The sequence below is a fragment of the Streptococcus sp. S784/96/1 genome, from assembly GCF_902729355.1.
Lineage (GTDB): Bacteria > Bacillota > Bacilli > Lactobacillales > Streptococcaceae > Streptococcus > Streptococcus caledonicus.
Genome location: NZ_CACVCC010000022.1, coordinates 18,040 through 38,992 on the forward strand (window position 1 = coordinate 18,040; position 20,953 = coordinate 38,992).

General features: G+C 38.2%; 19 protein-coding genes and 3 pseudogenes. 13 read left to right on the forward strand and 9 right to left on the reverse strand.

The genetic code is table 11. The features are described 5' to 3' along the window. Positions 1-20: 20 nt before the first annotated feature. The gene (locus GZ996_RS08140) at positions 21-554 is read right to left on the reverse strand and encodes a VIT1/CCC1 transporter family protein (protein ID WP_156806532.1); all 534 of its coding nucleotides are present in this window, start codon (positions 552-554) and stop codon (positions 21-23) included. Positions 555-687: 133 nt separating this feature from the next. Here GZ996_RS08140 and GZ996_RS08145 point away from each other — a divergent pair, with 133 nt between their 5' ends. Together GZ996_RS08145 and GZ996_RS08150 are read left to right on the forward strand one after the other, a co-directional pair. Beyond that, on the forward strand, positions 688-1,245 hold the full coding sequence (locus tag GZ996_RS08145) for a TetR/AcrR family transcriptional regulator (protein ID WP_161979649.1): 558 nt from the start codon (positions 688-690) through the stop codon (positions 1,243-1,245). A gap of 560 nt (positions 1,246-1,805) precedes the next feature. Continuing rightward, entirely contained in the window at positions 1,806-3,803 is a 1,998-nt protein-coding gene (locus tag GZ996_RS08150) for a surface-anchored 5'-nucleotidase (RefSeq protein WP_162011799.1), read from the forward strand. A 416-nt stretch (positions 3,804-4,219) separates the two neighbouring features. Here the strand turns inward: GZ996_RS08150 and GZ996_RS08155 are convergent, their stop codons facing one another. Continuing rightward, positions 4,220-5,392, reverse strand: a complete 1,173-nt coding sequence (locus tag GZ996_RS08155; RefSeq protein WP_162011800.1) for an NAD(P)/FAD-dependent oxidoreductase — start codon at positions 5,390-5,392, stop codon at positions 4,220-4,222. A 141-nt stretch (positions 5,393-5,533) separates the two neighbouring features. Between GZ996_RS08155 and GZ996_RS08160 the strand changes: the two genes are divergently transcribed. From GZ996_RS08160 to GZ996_RS08170, 3 genes and pseudogenes are all read left to right on the forward strand, one after another. Then, positions 5,534-6,037 carry a DUF536 domain-containing protein gene (locus GZ996_RS08160; RefSeq protein WP_156806536.1) on the forward strand — a complete coding sequence of 168 codons (504 nt, stop codon included), beginning with the start codon at positions 5,534-5,536 and terminating at the stop codon, positions 6,035-6,037. Between the two features lie 148 nt (positions 6,038-6,185). After that, positions 6,186-6,773: a 3'-5' exonuclease gene (locus GZ996_RS08165; protein ID WP_161980349.1), complete on the forward strand. Its 588-nt coding sequence runs from the start codon at positions 6,186-6,188 to the stop codon at positions 6,771-6,773. A gap of 244 nt (positions 6,774-7,017) precedes the next feature. Further along, positions 7,018-7,741: pseudogene (locus GZ996_RS08170) on the forward strand (MerR family transcriptional regulator). A 38-nt stretch (positions 7,742-7,779) separates the two neighbouring features. Here GZ996_RS08170 and GZ996_RS08175 read toward each other — a convergent pair. Further along, positions 7,780-8,079 carry a YbaB/EbfC family nucleoid-associated protein gene (locus GZ996_RS08175; protein ID WP_162011801.1) on the reverse strand — a complete coding sequence of 100 codons (300 nt, stop codon included), beginning with the start codon at positions 8,077-8,079 and terminating at the stop codon, positions 7,780-7,782. Between the two features lie 662 nt (positions 8,080-8,741). Here GZ996_RS08175 and GZ996_RS08180 point away from each other — a divergent pair. Then, positions 8,742-9,060: pseudogene (locus tag GZ996_RS08180) on the forward strand (group II intron reverse transcriptase/maturase); the annotation flags it as partial. A gap of 178 nt (positions 9,061-9,238) precedes the next feature. Here the strand turns inward: GZ996_RS08180 and GZ996_RS08185 are convergent. Beyond that, positions 9,239-10,645, reverse strand: a complete 1,407-nt coding sequence (locus tag GZ996_RS08185) for a sensor histidine kinase (RefSeq protein ID WP_162011802.1) — start codon at positions 10,643-10,645, stop codon at positions 9,239-9,241. Next, on the reverse strand, positions 10,632-11,297 hold the full coding sequence (locus GZ996_RS08190) for a response regulator transcription factor (RefSeq protein WP_156806541.1): 666 nt from the start codon (positions 11,295-11,297) through the stop codon (positions 10,632-10,634). Before GZ996_RS08190 ends, GZ996_RS08185 begins: the two co-directional genes overlap by 14 nt. A 188-nt stretch (positions 11,298-11,485) precedes the next feature. Here GZ996_RS08190 and GZ996_RS08195 point away from each other — a divergent pair, with 188 nt between their 5' ends. From GZ996_RS08195 to GZ996_RS08220, 6 genes are all read left to right on the forward strand, one after another. Then, the gene (locus GZ996_RS08195; RefSeq protein WP_156806542.1) at positions 11,486-12,190 is read left to right on the forward strand and encodes a cytochrome c biogenesis CcdA family protein; all 705 of its coding nucleotides are present in this window, start codon (positions 11,486-11,488) and stop codon (positions 12,188-12,190) included. A 13-nt stretch (positions 12,191-12,203) separates the two neighbouring features. Next, on the forward strand, positions 12,204-12,827 hold the full coding sequence (locus tag GZ996_RS08200) for a TlpA family protein disulfide reductase (protein ID WP_161980347.1): 624 nt from the start codon (positions 12,204-12,206) through the stop codon (positions 12,825-12,827). 738 nt (positions 12,828-13,565) lie between these two features. After that, the gene (locus GZ996_RS08205) at positions 13,566-13,883 is read left to right on the forward strand and encodes a DUF4298 domain-containing protein (RefSeq protein ID WP_161980346.1); all 318 of its coding nucleotides are present in this window, start codon (positions 13,566-13,568) and stop codon (positions 13,881-13,883) included. Positions 13,884-14,614: 731 nt separating this feature from the next. Further along, a complete protein-coding gene (locus GZ996_RS08210) occupies positions 14,615-15,367 on the forward strand; it encodes a CPBP family intramembrane glutamic endopeptidase (protein ID WP_162011803.1) in 753 nt (250 codons plus the stop codon). A 45-nt stretch (positions 15,368-15,412) separates the two neighbouring features. Next, positions 15,413-16,141 carry a CPBP family intramembrane glutamic endopeptidase gene (locus GZ996_RS08215; RefSeq protein ID WP_162011804.1) on the forward strand — a complete coding sequence of 243 codons (729 nt, stop codon included), beginning with the start codon at positions 15,413-15,415 and terminating at the stop codon, positions 16,139-16,141. Between the two features lie 20 nt (positions 16,142-16,161). Then, positions 16,162-17,055: a CPBP family intramembrane glutamic endopeptidase gene (locus tag GZ996_RS08220; protein WP_161978683.1), complete on the forward strand. Its 894-nt coding sequence runs from the start codon at positions 16,162-16,164 to the stop codon at positions 17,053-17,055. 86 nt (positions 17,056-17,141) lie between these two features. On the opposite strand, the gene GZ996_RS08225 is transcribed toward GZ996_RS08220, so the two are convergent. Genes GZ996_RS08225 through GZ996_RS08235 form a run of 3 tightly spaced genes read right to left on the reverse strand, consistent with a single transcriptional unit; the run spans position 17,142 to position 19,202 of the window. Then, positions 17,142-18,074 carry an aldo/keto reductase gene (locus GZ996_RS08225; RefSeq protein ID WP_161978682.1) on the reverse strand — a complete coding sequence of 311 codons (933 nt, stop codon included), beginning with the start codon at positions 18,072-18,074 and terminating at the stop codon, positions 17,142-17,144. A gap of 30 nt (positions 18,075-18,104) precedes the next feature. Continuing rightward, positions 18,105-18,689 (reverse strand): NAD(P)H-binding protein, encoded by a 585-nt coding sequence (locus tag GZ996_RS08230; RefSeq protein ID WP_162011805.1) that lies wholly within the window; start codon positions 18,687-18,689, stop codon positions 18,105-18,107. 24 nt (positions 18,690-18,713) lie between these two features. Beyond that, positions 18,714-19,202, reverse strand: a complete 489-nt coding sequence (locus GZ996_RS08235) for a nuclear transport factor 2 family protein (protein WP_338014797.1) — start codon at positions 19,200-19,202, stop codon at positions 18,714-18,716. A gap of 102 nt (positions 19,203-19,304) precedes the next feature. Here GZ996_RS08235 and GZ996_RS08240 point away from each other — a divergent pair, with 102 nt between their 5' ends. Continuing rightward, positions 19,305-20,192 (forward strand): LysR family transcriptional regulator, encoded by an 888-nt coding sequence (locus GZ996_RS08240; RefSeq protein WP_162011806.1) that lies wholly within the window; start codon positions 19,305-19,307, stop codon positions 20,190-20,192. A 163-nt stretch (positions 20,193-20,355) separates the two neighbouring features. On the opposite strand, the pseudogene GZ996_RS08245 reads toward GZ996_RS08240, so the two are convergent. Continuing rightward, positions 20,356-20,865: pseudogene (locus GZ996_RS08245) on the reverse strand (amino acid ABC transporter ATP-binding protein); the annotation flags it as partial. Positions 20,866-20,953 lie beyond the last annotated feature (88 nt).

Below are 20,953 nucleotides of genomic sequence, written 5' to 3' on the forward strand. Positions count from 1 at the left end.
GTGGCGGTTTGTTGGTGGTATTAAATCAAATCTCCCAATACCTGTCCAATGCCGTAAGCTACACCAGCAGCTAGCAAACCCACAATGAGCGTTCGAATGATTTCGACTTTTAGGGATTGTCTAGTAATGAGTGCCTTGACCCAGCCTAAAGCTGCTAAAGCTAGTGAAACAATGATACCTGCTAAGATTAAGGTCCAATGGCTTGGCATTCGGGTAAGCCGTTCAAGAATTAAGTAGGCAAAGAGAGGTACCAGTCCAAAAATGTTAAATGCTAAAAAGGTGGCTAGGGCATTTTTGAGTGCATGGCTCGGTTCATCATGATCTTCAGTTGTAGAACTGAGGTAGTCGCCAGCTGCCATGGAAAAGCCATCGGCCAGAAGATTTGAAAAACCAAGGACAACAATGGTAGTTGTTCCTAAATGTCCACCTGTAGCACCAGCGACAACTGCAAAAGTGGTAATGATACCGTCTAAGCCGCCGTAAATGATGGACTTGGCATGGTCTTGAAGAATGATTGAAGGCTGTTTGAAAGTTATGGTCTGTAAATTTGTCATTAGTCTAGGTACTCCTTTGTCAAAATGTATCATCTTTTTTACAATATTAGTATGACATATGGCTGGGTATAAGGCTAGAAACAAAAGAAAGGAATTGTCTGAAACCGAACAGTTTAGGCAAATTGTATGAAAAATGGATCTTCGCACACAGAAAACACAGGAAGCAATTTTTGACGCATTTTTTGACTTGTTAAATGAGTACAATTTTCACCAGATTAGTGTGGCTAAACTTATTGACAAAGCGCGAATTGGGCGCAGCACCTTTTACAGTCATTTTACAAGTAAGGATGACCTGCTAGTAGCAGTGACAGAGCAGCTGTTTCGGCATGTTTTTGAGTCCTCTTCTTATAGTGAACACATGAGGAATATTCAAAATGGGAGGGATGATTCGCTTCTTGATCTTTTGACACATCTCTTTCAGCATTTTAAAGAAAACGAAGCTAAGATTACAACACTTTTTAAGCTAGAAGATGCCTATTTTTCTCGGAGCCTCACCACTCAACTTTACAAATATCTAGTACCAATTGTTCAACCTCTTTATTTTGAAAATGGTGTAGCAATTTTACCAGAAGGTCTTATTCATCAGCAAATTGCAGGAACCTTTACGACCTGCTTAAATTGGTGGCTGACGCAGAAGACCGATATTACAGCCCGTGCAATGAGCTTTTACTATTTACAATTATTGGATTGAGGCTAGGCAAAATCGTAAATGGATTAGATTAATGTCGTCAAAAGAATGTTGGCTCTAAGCCGTTTTATATTGTCCAATTTTCAATAGGAAAGTTAAAATTTCAGTTTTTGTCCAGCCACTTTTTTGATACAATCGGCTAAATATTTCCCAAAACAACGAATTCCACAAAAAACATCAACAAGGTCTGTTTCTCATTTACTCTAACATAATAAGGGTAAAGTTGATAAAAATAATAATGATCAATATACTAAAATATAAAACGATTGAAATATTAGACTTGTTCAGATACCATAACATTTGGAACAATAGCATTCCACAGATTTACTTATATCCACTATTTTCAAATCTAGTTATCAAATTTGAACAAATTTATTATAAATGTATAAAAGCGAATTTGAAGATGAAAATTTTCAGAAAATAAGATTTTGGAACATCTAAAATCGAACATTTATACGAAAAGTTTTTAGTAAAATAAAGAAAATATATTGAAATTCATTGTTAAAAACGTTATGATAAGAGTGTCGGAAACAAACAGAATTTTTAAAGGAGACTATATCTACATGGTAAAAAAAAGAAGAATCGCTTTAAAAAGTAGTATTTTAGCAGTTGTAGCAGGGCTTAGTGTTGCTGCGTCACAAACTGCTTTAGCTGAAGATGTTGCTGTTCAGATCATGGGAGTTAATGATTTCCACGGTGCCCTTGATGCCACAGGAACAGCTCGTCTTGAAAGTGAGACTGTTCGCAATGCAGGTACTGCTGCGCAGCTGGCTGCTTATATGGATGACTCACAAGCTGAATTTGAAGCTGAAGCAACAGATGTCGATGCTAAAGAAACAATTCGTGTACAAGCAGGAGATATGGTGGGAGCAAGTCCATCAAACTCTGGGCTTCTTCAAGATGAGCCAACCGTTAAAGTCTTTAACGAAATGAATTTTGAATATGGAACACTCGGAAATCACGAGTTTGATGAAGGGTTAGCAGAATATCATCGTATTATGGCCGGTGAGGCACCAAAACCAGGGCAGTTTAATGAAATTGTAGATAATTATGCACGCGAAGCTAGTAAGCAAGAAATTGTTATTGCTAATGTTATAGACAAAGAAACAGGAGACATTCCGTATAATTGGAAACCATATGCGATTAAGGAAATTCCAGTTAATGACAAAGTTGCTCAAATTGGTTTTATTGGTGTTGTGACGACTGAAATTCCAAACCTTGTCTTGAAGAAAAATTATGAACAATACACATTTATTAATGAAGCAGAAGCTATTGCTAAATACTCTCGTGAGTTGAATGAAAAAGGTGTGCATGCGATTGTTGTTTTAGCCCATGTTCCTTCAACAAGTAAAGATGGTGTAGCCCAAGGTGATTCTGCCGATATGATGGCGAAAGTCAATGAACTTTATCCTGAAAATTCAGTTGATATTGTCTTTGCTGGGCATAACCATGTCTACACAAATGGGACTCTCGGTAAAACATTGATTGTTCAAGCAACCTCACAAGGAAAAGCTTATTCTGACGTTCGTGCTGTCTATGATACTGATATTTCAGACTTTAAAGCAACGCCAACAGCTAAGATTATTGCTGTGGCACCAGATAAAAAAGAGCCAAGTGCAACCATTACAGCTATTGTTGATGAAGCAAATGAAATTGTTAAGCAGGTGACTGAACAGAAAATTGGTACGGCAGCAGAGGCAACTGATATTTCTCGCGAAGTTAATGACTTTAAAGAAAGTCCAGTTGGGAACCTTGTGACAACAGCTCAACTAACGATTGCTAGAAAATCAATTCCTGATGTTGATTTTGCAATGACTAATAATGGCGGTATTCGTGCTGATTTGAAAGTACAACCTGATGGTACCGTAACTTGGGGAGCAGCACAAGCTGTTCAACCATTTGGTAACATTCTTCAAGTGATTGAATTGACAGGGGAACAAATTTACACTGCTTTGAATCAACAATATGATGAAGAAGAAAAATACTTCCTTCAAATGTCTGGTTTGAAATATATCTATACAAAAGCAGATGACACAACACCAGGCCAAACTTACAAAGTTGCTAAAGTTTTCAAAGCAGATGGCACAGCAATTGATCCAAAAGCAACTTATAAAGTCCTTATCAATGACTTCCTTTATGGAGGCGGTGACGGTTTCTCTGTGTTCAAAGGAGCTAAATTGGTCGGTGCGATTGATCCGGATACAGAAGTGTTCGTTGAGTATTTGAGTGATTTGGAAAAAGCAGGGCAAAAAATTCAAGCTAGTATTAAAGACACAAAAGTTTTTGTTGAAAACTATGTAGAAGAAAAAGAAACTGAACAACAACCAAACAGCAATGGTCAAATTTCAGAACAACAACCAGAAGTAACATCAGAATCTGGAAATAAAGCATTGGGGACTAACTCGGATAGCAAACCAGGAGTAAAACAAGGAAAATCATCAGAAGCTAAAGAGCTTCCTAAAACTGGTGATGAATCACTTCATACTCTTCTCTTTAGCATGAGCGGACTAGCTGCACTTAGCTTAGCAGGTTATCTCAAACGTAAGGAAGAACGTGAATAGTTGATAAATAAACATTAGAAAAAATGCGGTATCGTCTGATATCGCATTTTCACATACGACAGGCATGTTGTACATATGAGATGAAAGTCCTCCGTGGGCACCTGCTACCGGTGACCCAAATAGCGACTTCCAAGCCTGATTATCGTGAGGTAGCGGATAAAAACGGTCTGGGATAGACCGTTTTAAGTCTGACATTAGACATTATGACTGTCAGAGGAAGGGATAACTCAATCGTAGCCTTCTTGGTTTACTATCCATTTATTCGTGCTTATGATAAGAAATTATTACAAGAAGAGTCAGCGCAATATTAGTATTGTCAAGAGCTTAAATGACGACATGCTAAAGTAGCGATAGAACGAAAAAAAGTCTAGAATCAACGGTGTTAGTACCATATTCTAGACTTTTTAAGTCTTGAGTTAATAATGTAAACTCCCTGCTACCCAGCCTGAGCAGAGGGCTGACGTAATGTTAAAACCACCAGTGTGGGCATTGATGTCAAGAACTTCACCGGCAAAGTGTAGTCCAGAAACTTTTTTACTTTCGAGGGTTTTGGGATTGATTTCCTTGAGGTCCACACCGCCCTTGGTCACGAAGGATTTGGCTAAACTCATTTTACCTGTAACGGGAATATGGAACGCTTTTAGCTTTTGATTCAGTTCGTCCAAGTCATTGTGTGATAACTGTTTGATTTTGTCAGCATAGCCATGTGATAGAAAATCAGCCACACGTTCAGGAACTAACTTTTTCAGAGTGTTTTTGACGGATTTTCCACGATTTTCTTGGAAAAAGCGGTGCAACTCTTCAAGTGAAGTTTGAGGGATAAAATCAAGATGAAGGAGTTCTCCACCTTTGACAAAGGATGACATCCGTAAGGCAGCAGGTCCAGATAGACCAAAGTGCGTAAAGAGCAAATCGTGTGTGATGATGTGCTTGTTGTAGCTGAGCGTCACATCATCAAGTGAAATGCCTTGCAGTGCTTTGTGAGGAAAATTAGTGAGAAGAGGGCTTTCAGCAGCTTCAAGTTCTGTTACTGCTAATTTAAAATGTCTGGCAATATCATGTCCAAAACCAGTTGATCCAGTTGATGGATAAGATTTTCCACCTGTCGTAACAATGAGTTGGTCACAGGTTAATTTTTGATCAGCTGATTTTACATGAAAAAGATTATCGATTTTTTTAACAGAAACCACTTCAAATTGTGTTTTGATTTGTCCACCGAGCTCATGAATCTTCTTTTCAAGGGTGTCAATAATAGTCTTAGATTTATCAGTCACAGGAAACATGCGTCCATGGTCTTCAACCTTTAGAGCGCAGCCATTTTCCTCAAAAAAACGAATAATATCATGGTTATCAAACTGGGAAAAGACGCTATAAAGAAAACGTCCATTGCCAGGGATACCTTCGAGGAGTTCATCCAAGGTGCCATTGTTGGTGACATTACAACGACCACCGCCAGTTCCGGCTAATTTTTTACCAAGTTTACGATTTTTTTCAAGGAGGAGAGTATTTTTGCCGTAAAAGCTGGACGAGATGGTTGCCATCATGCCAGCAGGGCCACCTCCAATCACGATAGTATCAAAATGTGTCATAATTCTATTCTACCATAAATTGACATTAAAGGCTTGATGTGATAACATTTATAAGATAAGAAGTTTTTATTGAATGGTCGAGAATCGGATGATAAATTTCGCATTAAAGAAAACGGAGTATGTGTGTTGAAGGAAGTAAAGATGCAGATTGAGAAAACAGTCAGTGAATTAGCTGAGATTTTAGGAGTAAGTCGTCAGGCGGTTAATAACCGTGTTAAAACGTTGCCAGCAGAGGATCTTGAAAAAAATGATAAAGGTGTTACGGTTGTAAAGCGTAGCGGCTTAATCAAGCTTGAAAAAATTTACAAAAAAACGATTTTTGAAGATGAACCAGTGAGTGAGGAAGCAAAACATCGTGAGCTTTTAGAGATTTTAGTAGATGAAAAGAATTCTGAAATCACGCGTCTTTTTGAACAATTAAAAGCAAAAGATGAACAGTTAGCAGCTAAGGATGAGCAACTCCGTGTTAAGGATGTTCAGATTGCAGAAAAAGATAAGCAATTAGATCAACAACAGCAGTTAACATTAACAGCTATGCAAGATAAGGAACAGCTGAAGTTGGAGTTAGATCAAGCCTTGGAAGCAAAAACAGAAGCTGAAGAAGTGAAAAAAGGCTTCTTCGGACGTCTATTTGGTAAAAAATAAGAACTAATAGCCCGTAAGGGCTTTTTAGCTATCAGATAATTTTGGGAAAGGAATACTCAGTTTGAACTGAGAAGGGGAAGGTATCCAGACAAGATGAGAAAACACTTATACAGTTGTTTTCATATTCTCCCCTACACAACTTAGCATGATGAAAAAATTACAAGATTATATTGCTTTCGACCTTGAATTTAATACGGTTAATGATGTGAGTCATATCATTCAATTATCGGCAGTTAAATTTACGAATCACAAAGAAGTGGAGACATTTGATACTTACGTTTATACCGATGTGCCCTTGCAATCTTTTATCAATGGGTTGACAGGTATTACGGCGGAAAAAATTGCTGATGCCCCAAAGGTAAAAGAAGTGATAGCCCACTTTGCAGCTTTTGTGGGAAATTTTCCACTTGTTGGTTATAACGCTGGAAAATCTGATTTACCGATTTTAGCTGAAAACGGGCTTGATTTGACTGAACAATACCAAGTTGATCTCTATGATGAAGCCTTTGAGCGTCGCAGTAGCGACCTAAACGGTATTCTCAATCTCAAATTGACTAGTGTCGCTGGCTTTCTAGGAATCAAGGGACGTGGGCATAATAGTTTAGAAGATGCCAGAATGACAGCTCTTATCTATGAAAAATTCCTAGAATTGGATGAGAATAAATCTTATTTGATTCAACAGGAAGAAACACACGGTGATAATCCTTTTGCAGCTTTGGGCGGCTTTTTTGATTGACAAACTTGTAAACCTGATTTTAATAATATAGTGGATTGAGAAAATAATAGGACAAGGCTAGGGGCTGCTGGTAAAACTAGAGTTCATCAAAGTTACTTAATGATGTCCTAACCTTTCTTCAATCCACTGTATTTTAAAGAAAAAATCCCCTAGGGTTAGGGCTTGCTTGTAACGTTGTGTTATAGGGTAAGATGATGGGTGAACAAGGGATAAACCTTGTATCTCATAAAAGGAGGTGAAAGATATGTCTCAATATTCCACTGGTGAATTGGCTAAAATTGTTGGTGTTTCTGTCAGAACAGTTCAATATTATGATCAACGTGGTATTCTAATTCCATCAGAAATTTCAGATGGTGGTCGTAGAATTTATAACGATCAGGACTTGCAGAAACTCCAAGTCATTTGCTTTTTGCGCGACTTAGATTTTTTCAATTGATCAAATCAAAAGAGTTTTGTCTGAGGAAAATGCTGATGCTGTTCTAGAACTTCTATTAGAAGATCATGTTCAAGAACTTAAAAAGCAGGTCGTAGAACAAAAAACAAAACTTGACAAGACTGTCAATCTACTTGATAGTGTCAAAAAAGACAAGGACTATTCACTTGAGAAATTAAAAGACATTTCGATTACTATGAAAAATCAAAAATCTTGGAGGCGTTTATGGCTCAATATGATTTTAGGGATTATTCTAATTTCAGCAGTTTATGTTGGTGTTATTATATTAGCAACAACAGTCTTTAAATCAAAACTAGTTGCTTTCGGAGCTATTCCAGTATTCTTTATTGGGGTGAATCTGTGGATACAACATTACCTCAGTAAAATTGAATATCTCTGCCCCAGCTGCCATCAGACATTTGATGTAACCTTTAAACAAGTAGCTGTAGCTAGTCATACCCCACGCACGCGTAAGCTAACTTGTCCACATTGTCATGAAAAATCTTACTGCCTTGAATTGGCAAAAGAAAAATGAAACAATCTCCGTTGGATGTCCAGCGGAGATTGTTTTGATTAGAATGGTAATTTACCTGCGAAAGCACCAAGTGATTTTTTAGTTGCTTCGTCGATTTGGTTTAAAGCATCGTTGACGGCTTGGATAGTCATATCTTGCAACGTTTCGATATCTTCTGGGTCAACAATCGCTTCTGCAAAGTTGAGCGACACTACTTTGTTATCACCAGTCAATTCAGCAACCACTAAGTCTTGAGCTGATTTTCCAGTAAAGGTTGTATTAGCAAGTTCAGTTTGTTTAGCCTCCATTTGCTTTTGCATTTTTTGTGCCTGTTTCATTAGGTTTTGCATATTCATCATAAGATTTTTAAGATTCCTTTCGTATCAAGGGTTTAGACCCTCTTGTTAAATTTCCGTTGCCTTATTGTTAAAAATTTTCAAAGGCAGAAGTTACTTTAAAAAGAATATCAAGTGTGTGATATCTCAGTATAATTCCTATTATATCATTTTGGATAGATAACTTAAAGGCTAGAGTTAATTTAATATATGACATACGCCTATACGCATGAAAACTTTCTCTACATCCATTTGTGCCCTGACATCAATTTTGAAAAGATAGTTTTTTAAATCAATTATCTGCTTAGTCTTTTTCTCCAAATAATTGGACTAAATAAAAGAAAGTAATAGAGTACTTTAGTACCTGTCAGGAAAAGTGGTTCGCGGGGAGACCAATTCGGTGAGGGTCAGTAATAGCGACTTATAGTCGTCGAATAAAAGACTGGGCAAAAACTCAAATTTTAGCCTTGCTGTTGAAAATTGAACAAAATAAAATGGCTTATAATCAACGTTTTTGACGACATTATTCTAAGCCATTTACCATTTTGAAGACTTTTAGCCCAGCCTCTTGTTGATTATTCGATGTGTGTCGCTCAACGGTTTAGTATCTGGTGAAAGGAATATAGATGTCAGAATTTCTAGATAATATCCTATTTTGTATCAATATGTTGGAAACTTATAATTAAGTGAAAGCCAATAAAGGCTAAGCTGGAATTGATGGCAACACAATTATATAGATGTCTATCTTCGCCAACACTGGCGAATCGTCAAGGAACTGATAAAACAGATGACCTCAGTCAGTCCTGCGAGTTGAAATTCCTAAACCCTAATGGAGGGAGCCATTAACTAGGAATCTCTACAGTGATGGATAGAATGGTTCAGCAGGACATCGTTCAAGTTGTCAGTCCTCTCTGTAGACCTTATTTCTCTAAGACAATCTATGGATTCACAGAGAGGACACCTGAAAAAGCCGTCATTAAGCTATTAGAATACCTTAATGACGGCTCTATTGTAGCTCACCGTATCTAATGGTAATCCATTTGGCAGCGAGCAGTTCACTAAATTAGATTCTTATCTTCGATGACAGACATTACAAGTTAGTTGAACCACCGTGTGCTTGACGGCAAGCAAACGGTGTGAGAAGGGATAGAGATTAGCCTTTCTTGATTGTCTATCAGAAACTTTACATATTAGGATGTGATTTAGGCTCAGTTGTATTTTGAGTATTGATCAAGTTATTAAAATCAATAGTAAAGACCATATAGTCGTCTTGTTGTTCAAAATGGTAGGATAATCGATGTTTGGAGAGGATTTGTTCGACGATATAAAGGCCAAGTCCTGTTCCGCCATCTTGACGGTTGCGACTAAAGTCTGGACGGTAGAAAGGTTGAAAAACTTGCTCAAGCTGATCGTCTTCTAAAACGTGTTCGGCTTGGTTAGCGATGCTGAGTTTCCCATGGGTGAGAGTTAGTGTCACCTTACCTCCAGAACGAGTGTAGCGAAAAGCATTATCTAGAATGTTTTTAATCGCTTTGTCTAGGTAGAGTTGATGAGCTGAGATGGTGCAAGGTTCTAAATGAACATCGAATTGCAAGTGTTTTACCGCAGCTATTCCTTCGTAGATTGGTAAGGTCTCCATCAAGAGTTTTTCCAGTGAGAATGTATCCTGATAGGGTTTGAGAATTAAATCTAGCTTAGATGCCTCTAGGATGGACTGGACAATCTGTCCCTGCTCCTTTAAAATTTGGTGGCAAAGTTTAAGGTATTTATCACGATTTTTAAAATCACCAACATTGTAAAGCATGCCTTCAATCATTCCCGTCATACTGGTAATAGGTGTTTTGAGTTCGTGAGAAGTCATGCGTAGGAAATCCATTTTTTGTTTTTCTCTGAGGAGAGTTTTTTGGTTTTCATGTTCTAAATGTTCAATGCTGGTGAGCAGATGATTATAGAGACTATTGATATCTTGGGCGAGATGTGCAATTTCATCTTGGCCAGATACTTGACAAGTCAGCCCTTTTTCGAGACGTTGCATTTGACGAGTTTGTAGAGAAATCTCCTTGATGCGTTTGGTAGATAGGCGGCTATAAATTAAGACGGCAATACCAACAATCATGATAAAGAGGAGAATAACGAAAGGGTACATGGTCAGCAAAGTTTGGCTGATAGTCGTTAAAGATGGAAAACTATATTCGCCAGATAAGAATAAAAGCTTTCCTTCGTCAGTCACTAGATTTGCTGTCCAAAGACCAACTTCGTCGCTTTCAACATCCGATAAGGTTTGTGAGTCAATACTGTCAAAGCTATCTGGATATTCTAGTATAGGATAAATCAGATTTCCTTCTGTGTCAGACAGAGAAAAGAAGATACGGAAGTGCTTTTCATCAAGTATTTTCAATTGCTTAATGATATCAGTTTTACTTTTGTGATTTATTTGGTTAACAACTTGATTAAAATCTTGACGCAGCTCTTCCTTTTTAGATTGATTGTAATAGATCGGTAGAGTGAAGTAAAGAATTCCCAGAAAGAAGAGGGTGATTAAGGAAATGGTGGCACTTAGGGTGATGAAACTTTTTCTAGTAATTCCCATGTGCAGAGTCCTCTAACTTGTATCCTCTTCCAACAACAGTGCTTAAAGTAAGCTCGGGTATCTTCTTACGAATATTTTTAATATGGTTATCAAGTACGCGACTGTCCAGTTCACTATATCCCCAGATACTCATCATGAGGTTGTCTCGGGTAACGAGTTTTCCCTGGCGCTTAGCTAAAAGCTCCAAAATATCGTACTCTGTCTTAGTTAGAGAAATAGCTTCTTGATTGAAGTAGGCGGTTGAATTGTCTATATCTATTTTCAACTGACCGAACTGAATTTCCTTTGGTGGCTGAGTTTGGTGCAAAACATTTTCGATGCGTTTCATGAGAATTAAGGGTGAAAAAGGCTTGACTACATAATCGCTGATGGTATGGTTGAAACTGATTAGCTGGGTATATTCATCATCCATAGCTGTCAGCATAATAATAGGCACATCAGAAGTCTGGCGAATCTTTTTTAAAACTTCTAAGCCACTGATGCTAGGAATCATAATATCCAGAAGAACGAGGTCAAATTTATCCTCTTCAAAGGCCTCTAAGGCTTTTTGACCATCAAAGATTGAAACAACGCTATGATTATATTCTTTTAGAAATTCCGTTACAATTTGATTGATGGCCGTATCATCTTCAACTAATAAAATATGTGCCATGCGATAGCTCCTTTATGTTTGGTTTAATAATGTATTACTTTAATTATACTACAACTGCTATAGGGATTTAACCAAAAGGGTTAAAATTAGGTGAAAAATAGATGGATGATAGATGGACAAGATATCCAAGTGCTAGAATGAGCGTATCAATAACAATACTCATTGAGTGATAACAGAAAGGAGCTATTATGGAGATTCAACATGTTAAAGTACTTGCCTTGTTTTTGGAAGGCCTACTGTCTTTTTTCTCGCCCTGTGTTCTGCCAATTCTGCCAATCTATATTGGTATTTTGGGAGGGCAAAGTGAAGGTGTTTATGACTCTAAACACCGTAAGAGGGTTTTCTATAATACTTTAATTTTTGTATTAGGAATAGCTACGACCTTCTTCCTACTTGCTTTTGCTAGTAGTTTTTTGAGTCGTTTCTTGACTCAACATATTCGAGTGCTACAAATCGTTAGCAGTATCTTAATTATTCTTATGGGTCTATTTCAATTAGGAGTCATTAAGTCAGTTGTATTGACTAAGGAGGTTTCTGCTAAGGCTAAAGTATATCAAGCTGGACAGACGGTCACCCCTGTTATAGCTTACTTAATGGGGTTTACCTTTAGTTTTTCATGGACGCCTTGCATCGGTCCAATTCTAGCTAGTGTTTTTTTCTATGCGAGTAGCCATTCAGGTATTTGGAGTATTCTCTTAATATCGGTTTACTGTATTGGTTTCATTTTACCTTTTATTCTGGTAGCTATTTTTTCTCAGAGGGTGTTGGATTATTTCAAAAAGCAAGCTCGTTTGCTGCATTATACCAAAATGATTTCGGGGATATTGCTTATCTTGATTGGTTTATCTATCTTAACTGGATTATTTGCTAATTTAACACATTTATTCAAATAAAAGGAGGAAAACAATGTTTAGAAAATCTTTAGTATTGACGGCTTGCCTCTGTGGCCTTTTCTTGACAGCCTGTGGCACGGGGAAGTCAACGGAGACTAAATCCATGTCATCAACAGTTACACAAACGCAGGCGCCAGAGCAAGGAACAGAAGGAAAACAAGGAGAGAGCGCCCCGCAATCAGTGGTTGAGGGAGAAAGAGCTCCTGACTTAACATTGATGGACAAAGATGGGAAAGAAGTATCCCTAAAAGATTATGCTGGTAAAAAAGTTTATATTAATTTTTGGGCGAGCTGGTGCAAACCTTGCTTGGCAGAAATGCCTCATATTGAAAAAGTCTATCAAAAATATAAGGACAACAAGGACTATGTTTTCTTGAGTGTTACGTCACCAAAAGACGCTAAGTTTAATAACAACTATGCTTTAGATGAAAGTCAAGAAATCATCATGGCTGCTGCTAAAAAAGTAGGCATAACTTATCCGGTTCTCTTTGATCAGAAAGATAATGCGATGTTATCTTATGGGCTTCGAGCGTTTCCAAGCCATATCTTTATCAATAGTGATGGCACAGTTAATAAGGTTTTCTCAGGAGAATTGAACAAGGATACTTTAGAAGCTGGGCTTAAAGGGTTGAAATAAGAGTAAGAGTGCTGCGTAAATTTTTGTAGATTTGGTTTTGCTGGAATCCTCCTTTATGTTTGTGTCAATTAGACAAGTATTACTAAAAGGAAAGAACTTCCAACTTGCTAATAGACCCAATTAAAACAACACTTTGCGTATCATAAATTCAAAAAGCACAGCAGTATAACATAATAAAATTATTAGACTTATTCGGAAACTCAATAACTTAATTTTAAAATAATGGTTAGATATAAGTAGAACTATAAAATGCTATTGTTCTAAATGTTATGGTATCTGGACAAGTCTATTATTTTGCCGCTTTTAGCCAAGCACAAATTTTTTTAAGTCTTGGTTTAAGTCACGGATTATTAATCGTTCTATCTTCTACCTTGTAGGTTATAGTAGCATAGGTAGATCAAAGTAGGGCTAGACTATTATAGGATTAAATTTATTTTTCAACTAGGCAAAAACATGACGGTTATTCATGCCTTGAAAATCTTAGAATCAGCCAATTGAGAAAATCACTTGAAAGTATTTTTTAGCTATGAATAATCTAGAAGAGATACGAGGTTATAAGCCTCAACCTCTCTCATTAAGAGTAGAAGCCATACGACTTATTTATTTTTCATGTTGACTTTCAAGTAAAAGGAATTTTTGATAAGCTTAATGCTCTTAGGTCTATGCCTGATTCAATAGCATAATGGCAGAAAAATTATGTCTTTCTATTTTTTAATAGTACTGTGGTATAATAAAGGAATGAAAGAAATTAAAAAAATTGAAATGATGGAGCAAATACTCAATCAGAGTTTAGAACAAGCAAATCGGTTGGGGCAGGCCTTAGAAACTACTCAAAATCATATTTCTCAGCTTGAGACTCTTTTTGCTTACTATGGAAGTTCAGGGTGGCGTAAGCATATTGAGCTAGATGAGAAAGGGAAAATTCCATATAATATTCCACGAGGAGTCTTATCAGAAGATGGGATTTATAATGCCATTCTAGATTATCGTGAGTTAGCCCAGACTATGCGGATTCTAGCAGACCGGATTGACCATGCTATTTTGCCGGAGGAATAGATTCATCCAAGATGGGAGTACTGAAGGAGTAGTCTCAATGATATGTCAAAAGAAAAGCTGAGATTTTTGTACGACAAGTGAGAGTGGGCCCTCTCCGCGCAGTTTATTAGGATGGCTGTTCACAATTGCGTAACAAGGGTTTAGGGCCTCCAATTTCGAGAAATTATAATTTTATATCTGTTTCTTAGTAGTTCTTAGTAGCAGGTTTTGATAGTCTCTCTCCTCAGACTCTTTTCACCTTGCGAAAAGTGCTAGTGGTAGGAATTCGTCGTTTGTAATGCTTACAGAAAATACCAGTGAGGGGTCCATTGTGAAATAATCATATAGTGAAGGTAAATGAATTATAACACTGAAATAATTTATATTAAAGAGGAATACTATTTTAAACTAGACCATTAGACTTGTTGGGAAACTTGATAACTTGATTTAAAATAATGGATATCAGTAGATCTGTGGAATGCTATTGTTACAAATGTTATGGTATCCGAACATGTCTATTATAATAAACTTGGCTTTGCCTATCATTTTCTCATTTCGTGGTTGTTTTGAGTTTATGGTACGCAAAGTTTTTAGTTTGGCTAGAATTAACTAGCATAACGGGGGGATTCGGGATAAATCAGAATTATACTTTCTCTGCCTTTAGATAAAAAACAGATGCCTGATAGGGGCTGTTGAGACAATTGTGATATGATGATAGAATAAAAAATAAAACACATTGGGAGAGAATATATATGATAATTTTAGAAAAAATCAGAGGTTCGGAAAAATTACAGTACCTCAAATGGTGGGATATTCTTATTTTGACCCTTATTTTGTTCCTTCAGGCTATCCAAAGTTCATTTGCTGCCTTTTCTACGTTGGAAGATAGTGCGGTTGCAGAATTACCAGCGTTTACCAGTGATATCAATTGGCAGGCTTTTTCTCAACAAGCTTTCTTACTAGCCTTAGCTTTTTTATATTTATGGTTACGGCATTTTGATTTTTCAGTTTGGACTTCCAAGATTCGTGTAACCCCTAAATGCATCTTGATGGGGATTGGTTTATTTTTTGGTGTAGCGATTTTATTTGATCTCTACTTTATCGCCGCATCTTATCTCTTACCTCCGACACCTGTGGATTCTGTCTACTATGAAACCGAACAAATGATGCACCCTTTGCTTCAAAAACTATCTGAGATTGATCTTTCTCTCCTAGTTTACTCTGCTTTAAACGGTTTTTATGAAGAGATCTTCTTCTTGGGGATTTGTTTGACAGTCAAGCCAGAGCACAGACGCTGGGCCTTCCTCTATTCCTTATTGGTACGCTACTCCTTCCATACTTACCAAGGGAATGTCTCTGCTCTTGCGATCGGTTTTCTCTTGGGAACCATTTACTATGTGCTTTACACACGGATGAAAGAAAAAAATATGTTCCCATTTTTCCTTGCTCATGCTATTAGTGATGTTATGGGAGTTGGGATCCTCAGCTACTTTATTTTAGTCTAGCCAAAAGATAGTCCATCTATTTAATCATACGAAAGGAAAAACAACATGACGCATAAAAAATCCGTTGCTGCTATTTCGATAGCCTATGTTAGCATCATGCTGCTCAGCTACTTGTACACATTTCACCTGAAAGGTGTTGCCTACGGGGCTCCAGATTTCTTTAGGTATGAATTGCCCTTCTTGATCCTCTTAGCTAGTATGATGGTGATGTATGTTGTAAAAAAAGGAAAAGACCTTCCTCTCGTCACCCCTTTTCCAGCAAAAAACTCTTATTTTTTCTGGGGATTTGTGCCACTTATCCTAACCTTAATAGCTTTTTGGCTAGTAGGCTTTCAAGTTAGTTGGTCTTTTCTGCTCCCATTTTTAGCGACCTTGTGTGTCGGTATTGGGGAAGAATTTCTATTTAGGCGCGTGATTTTAACCTACTTCTTGAAGTATTTCTCTATCCATAAAGCTGTTGCTCTATCATCGATTTGCTTTGGGTTGTTTCACGCCATCAATGTCTTTGCAGGTAGTGATGTAAAAACTGTCCTACTACAGGTCATGGTTACCACCCTTTCTGGCTTTTACTATGCTTATCTCTATCTTTTTGCACAACAGATTGCTTGGAGCGCTGTCGATCATGGGATATGGGACTACCTTGTTTTTAGCGGACCTGTTCAACAGCATTCCTTATTTGTTACCGCTATCCTACTGCAACAAAGTTTACGGTTTGTTCTGGCCCTTTTTATGGCCTACCGTGTCAGCAAGCTCATTCGTAAAACCACGTGCTAGATAAGGAGACCATAAACTATATGACCTATGAAAACATTATAGAGGCTAAAAAAGAGTCTCGCTACAATTTCAGTTGGTGGCTCGCCCCTATCATCGGTTTTGCCCTTTTACTCATCAGTCAAACAATTGGTCTTTTATGGGCAGAAATAACAAGACTTCTGACAGGGATAGAGAGCCAGATTTTAGAATTGTTCAGTTTTGCCTTTATCGCAAGTGCTATTCTGTTATGGACAAGACTGGTCGAAAAATCTCCCTGGGCGGGACTGGGGATGTTCCGCAAAAATTTTTGGAAACAGTTTTCTCTTGGCTGGTTCTTAGGTGCAGGGTTACTGCTATCTTGTGTTTTACTGATGATGGTTTTGGGAGCTGTCAAAATTACTTCTGTTAACTTCTCACCTAGTTTAGTCGGACGATTCCTTGTTCTTATTCTCGCTTGGTCCGTCCAGTCTACAACTGAAGAACTTCTCTGTCGTGGTTGGCTTTTTACTTCCCTTTCTACCAGGTATCCTATTTATTGGTCTATTTTTGTCTCTGCTTTCTTTTTCACCATTATTCACATTGGCAATGACGGTTTGAGTCTGATTCCCCTCTTGGACTTATTTGCTTTTGGAGTTCTAGCAGCTCTTTGCTTCTTAAAATTTAATAACCTCTGGGTGATTAGTGGCATTCATGCTGCGTGGAATTGTTTCCAAGGAAGTGTCTTCGCCTTTCCTGTGAGTGGAAACTCTACTGGTGCTGCCTTTGTGAATGTCAGCCTCCATGGAAAAAATTGGTTATCTGGTGGACCTTTTGGGGTTGAAGGGAGTCTGATTAGTGTCCTAGTCCAACTTATCTTTATTAGTTGGTTAGTCTTTGATCTATTTTATAAAAAACAAGGAGAGACCAAACTTCATCTCCTAAACTCTAAGTCATAACACTAAAAAATGTCAAACCTCCACCAAACTGACTGTTGGTGGAGGTTTTGATATGATAGCCTTACTCTTAATCGTTGAGACTGGTCCTATCTTGCCAGTATCACATCTAGCTCTTCCCTATCTTCTGGTGTTAACTGAACTTCTAAGGCCTTAACCGTCTCCCTCATGCGACCGACTTTAGTTGTTCCTACTAGAACCACATCAATAGGTTCTTGTGCCAGCTCCCACGCCACTAAAACATCTGCCTTAGTACAGCGATGACGATCAGCGATGATTTGAAGGCGGTCGCTTAGAGACTGCTCATATTCTGTTAACTGCTGCGTCTTAGAACGCTCTGTTTCATCTCCTGCCTGCCGCGTTAATCGTCCACCAGCTAACACTTTATAAGCCGTAAGAGAAACCTTCAAATCCTTTAGCATTGGAAAGAGTTCTCTCTCATCCCTTCTTTCCATGATGTTATGGCTGTTTTGCAAAGAAATAAAAGGCGTCCAGCTATAAGATTTCGCTGTATACTGATATTTAGCGAATTGCCAAGCAGACATATTAGAAGCACCAATATAGCGGATTTTTCCTAGTTGAATCAAATCATGGAGTGCTTTCATCGTCTCCTCGACTGGAGTTTCTGGATCAGGTCGATGAATAATGTATAAGTCAATATAATCCGTTTTTAACCGTTTGAGGGACTTTTCCACCTCATCAAATAAAGACTTACGTGACAAATTACCTGTTGTAGGCCTATTGCCATAAGGAAGACCACTTTTGGTAGCAATAACGACATCCTCACGGTTAGTGTATTTTTTTAGGGCACGACCGAGAATGATTTCCGATTCGCCATCACTATAAATGTTGGCAGTATCAAAAAAGTTAATCCCTAAATCCAGACACTCTTTGATAATCTTTTCTGCAATATCTTCTCCAACAGTCCATGAAAATAATTTTCCTGGAGTTCCAAAACCCATTGTTCCCAGACAAATGCGGGATACCAACAGTCCGCTATTTCCTAACCGAATATAATCCATTGTTTACCCTACTTTCTTATTTTCGCTGTTCTAATCCCTCACAATACCCAAGTTAGCTTGACGATATTGACTTGGGGTTAACACGATTTGCTTCACCAACTGGGCAATGGCTAGACGAGAAATTTGGTTCCCTCTGATCACCTCTCCTTTATCAAAGAGGTAATAACTGATGTTTGGGCTATTATCGAACCAACCTGGTCTCAGAATAGTATAGTCGAGGTTGGATGCTTCAATCACATCAGTAGCTTCACGATATGGTTCTAAAACAGGTTGAACCTTCCCATTTAGTCCTGGTAATTCGCCATAGATGCCATAGGAGGAGGTAAAAATCAATCGTTTTACTCCGGTAGTTGACATCGCTAAGCAGATCGCTTCTGCCATTTTAGGCAAATCACCTGAAAGGGCGACAAAAACCACATCTGAGCCCTTTACAGCCGCTGTTAAAGCAGCTTGATCATAGACACTGCCTGCTATTTTTTGAATGCGCTCTTGGTCTGGCAATCGGTCAGCAGAGCGTGAAAAAAGGGTTAACTCCACCTCTGTCTCTTTTAGCAACACCTTAGTCAGCACACGTCCTAGGGATCCTGTTGCCCCAATAATCGTTACTTTTGTCATACTGATGTTCTCCTTTCATTCTTATCAATAGGTTGATGCAATCTGCTTGGTAATAATCCACTGCCCATGTTGCTTTTCAAAGTGCATTTCAATCTGCAAAGGCCAAGTGCTTGGACCTGAGCCCCAGATACGAGCCTTGACTCGGCTTTGTCCAATGAGGCTAGCGGTATCACCGTTCATCTGAATATTGGTGATGGCTTCTTCCTGCCAGCTGTAGTACGCCATTTCCCCAGAAGCAATAGCATCTAGCCATTCCGCAACAGGTTGGCGATAACCTGTCATATGAATCAATTCCGTTTCAGGCTTTAAGAGTTTCTCTAATGCCTGTATATCTCCATCCACCATGGCTTGATTCACTTGGCTATAGAGGTTTTTTAAAATTTCTTCTTCTGCGTGACGTATCATTGTTCTTGTCCTTTCTGAACTGGATTGTTCTGCCGTATCTGTTAGTCTTGTTTCTTGGCACCCCATCAATAAGAGAGCTATCCCTACAAGTAAAAGTATCTGCTTCATCACAACCTCCTTTTGCTTGATAATTTTATTATAGTTGGCTATAATAAAATTATCCAATACTTATTTTAGATAAATTATCAAAAAATTTTATAAGGAGTCGCTATGAATAGTAAGCAAATGGCCTATCTGATCGAAACGGCAAAGACTCTCAACCTCAGTCGTGCCGCTGAAAATCTATTTATTTCCCAACCTTCCCTTTCCTATCAAATCAAAGTTATTGAAGAAGAAGTCGGATTTGCTATTTTTGATCGAATCGGTAAAAGCATTCGTCTCACACCTGCAGGCCAACAACTTATCACCTCACTTCAGAGGATTTCAGTTGACTTACAATTTGCCATTGAGCAAGCTCAAAATCTGGGTGGACGCTACCAAAATGCTTTGAAAATTGGTTTTCCAACTCGCACATCCCTCTACTATCTCCCTCAAGCGATAAAAACATTTGAAGAAAAGTACCCTACTGTCCAGATTGTCCCTGAGATTCATCCGCAAAATGAGTTAATAACCAGTTTTTTACACAAGGAATTAGATTTGTTGCTCCTTCCAACAGAGGAAGCAGACAAACTCAGCGGCATAACAGCTCATCCCCTCTACACGAGTCACATCTATCTTCTTTGCCAGCACAGTGACCCGCTAGCTCAGTTGGAAATCGTAACGATAAAAGATTTGGCACACCGCACCCTCCTAGTCAACGGGGGCTCCAGCAACACACTTCGTCAGGTCCAACAGCATGTTATCTCTCAGGTGCCCATTCAGTATTACAATAGTCCTACCCACGACTTTACCTTAATTCAGGTCGCTAGCGATAAAGCTATCTGTCTGTCTCCTGGTTACCTCAATGATCATTCTGATGTCTTTGCTTGGAAACCCTTTGAGTGCCCCGAACATTTCGACTTTGTTCTCTGTCATCATCGAGATAAAACCCCTCCCTACCTTAAGGACTTGATTAGCGTCCTTCAAAGGCTTTATACTAGTAGCCCCTTACCACTTTAAGACAATATCTGTCTCGATAAAATCCCACGTCAAAAACGCGCCTCAATAGAAGCGCGTTTTGTCTTAACTCTCACTTTTTGCTTAAATAGGTTTGAAATAATATTAGTATATAGAAAAAATCGAACATTGAGATGAAGCAAAGGAATCACTGTGAGTACTAGTATTACAACACCTTACCGAGAAAATCCTTGGTTCGCTCTTCTTTAGTATGCTCAAAGACTTCTTCTGGTTTTCCTTCTTCTACAATCACACCACCATCCATAAAAATGATACGATCTGCTACTTCACGAGCAAATCCCATTTCATGAGTCACAATGATCATGGTCATGCCTGAGCTAGCCAAATCCTGCATCATGGCCAATACTTCACCAACTATTTCAAGAAGTAGGCTCATCAAATAACATCACATCGGGATCCATAGCTAACCCATGTGCAATCGCAATTCGTTGTTGCTGACCGCCTGATAAATTTTGTGGAAAAGCAGACACTTTTTCAGGTAATCCTACCTTGTCCAACAACATCATAGCTTTTGTTTCTGCCTCCTCCTTGGGCATCCCTTTGGTTTTAATAGGGAAAGCGTAATGTCACCCAAAACGGATATATTGGGAAAAAGATTGAACTGTTGATGATAAACCATTTCCATCTTTTTTCGAATTTTAAAAATATCATTTTTTATCGGTATAGTCAATTGAAATAGGGATAGGACAAAAGAGCTTCATAAAAAGTATTGTAATTTGGCAATATTTTTTTGAGGTGCTTTT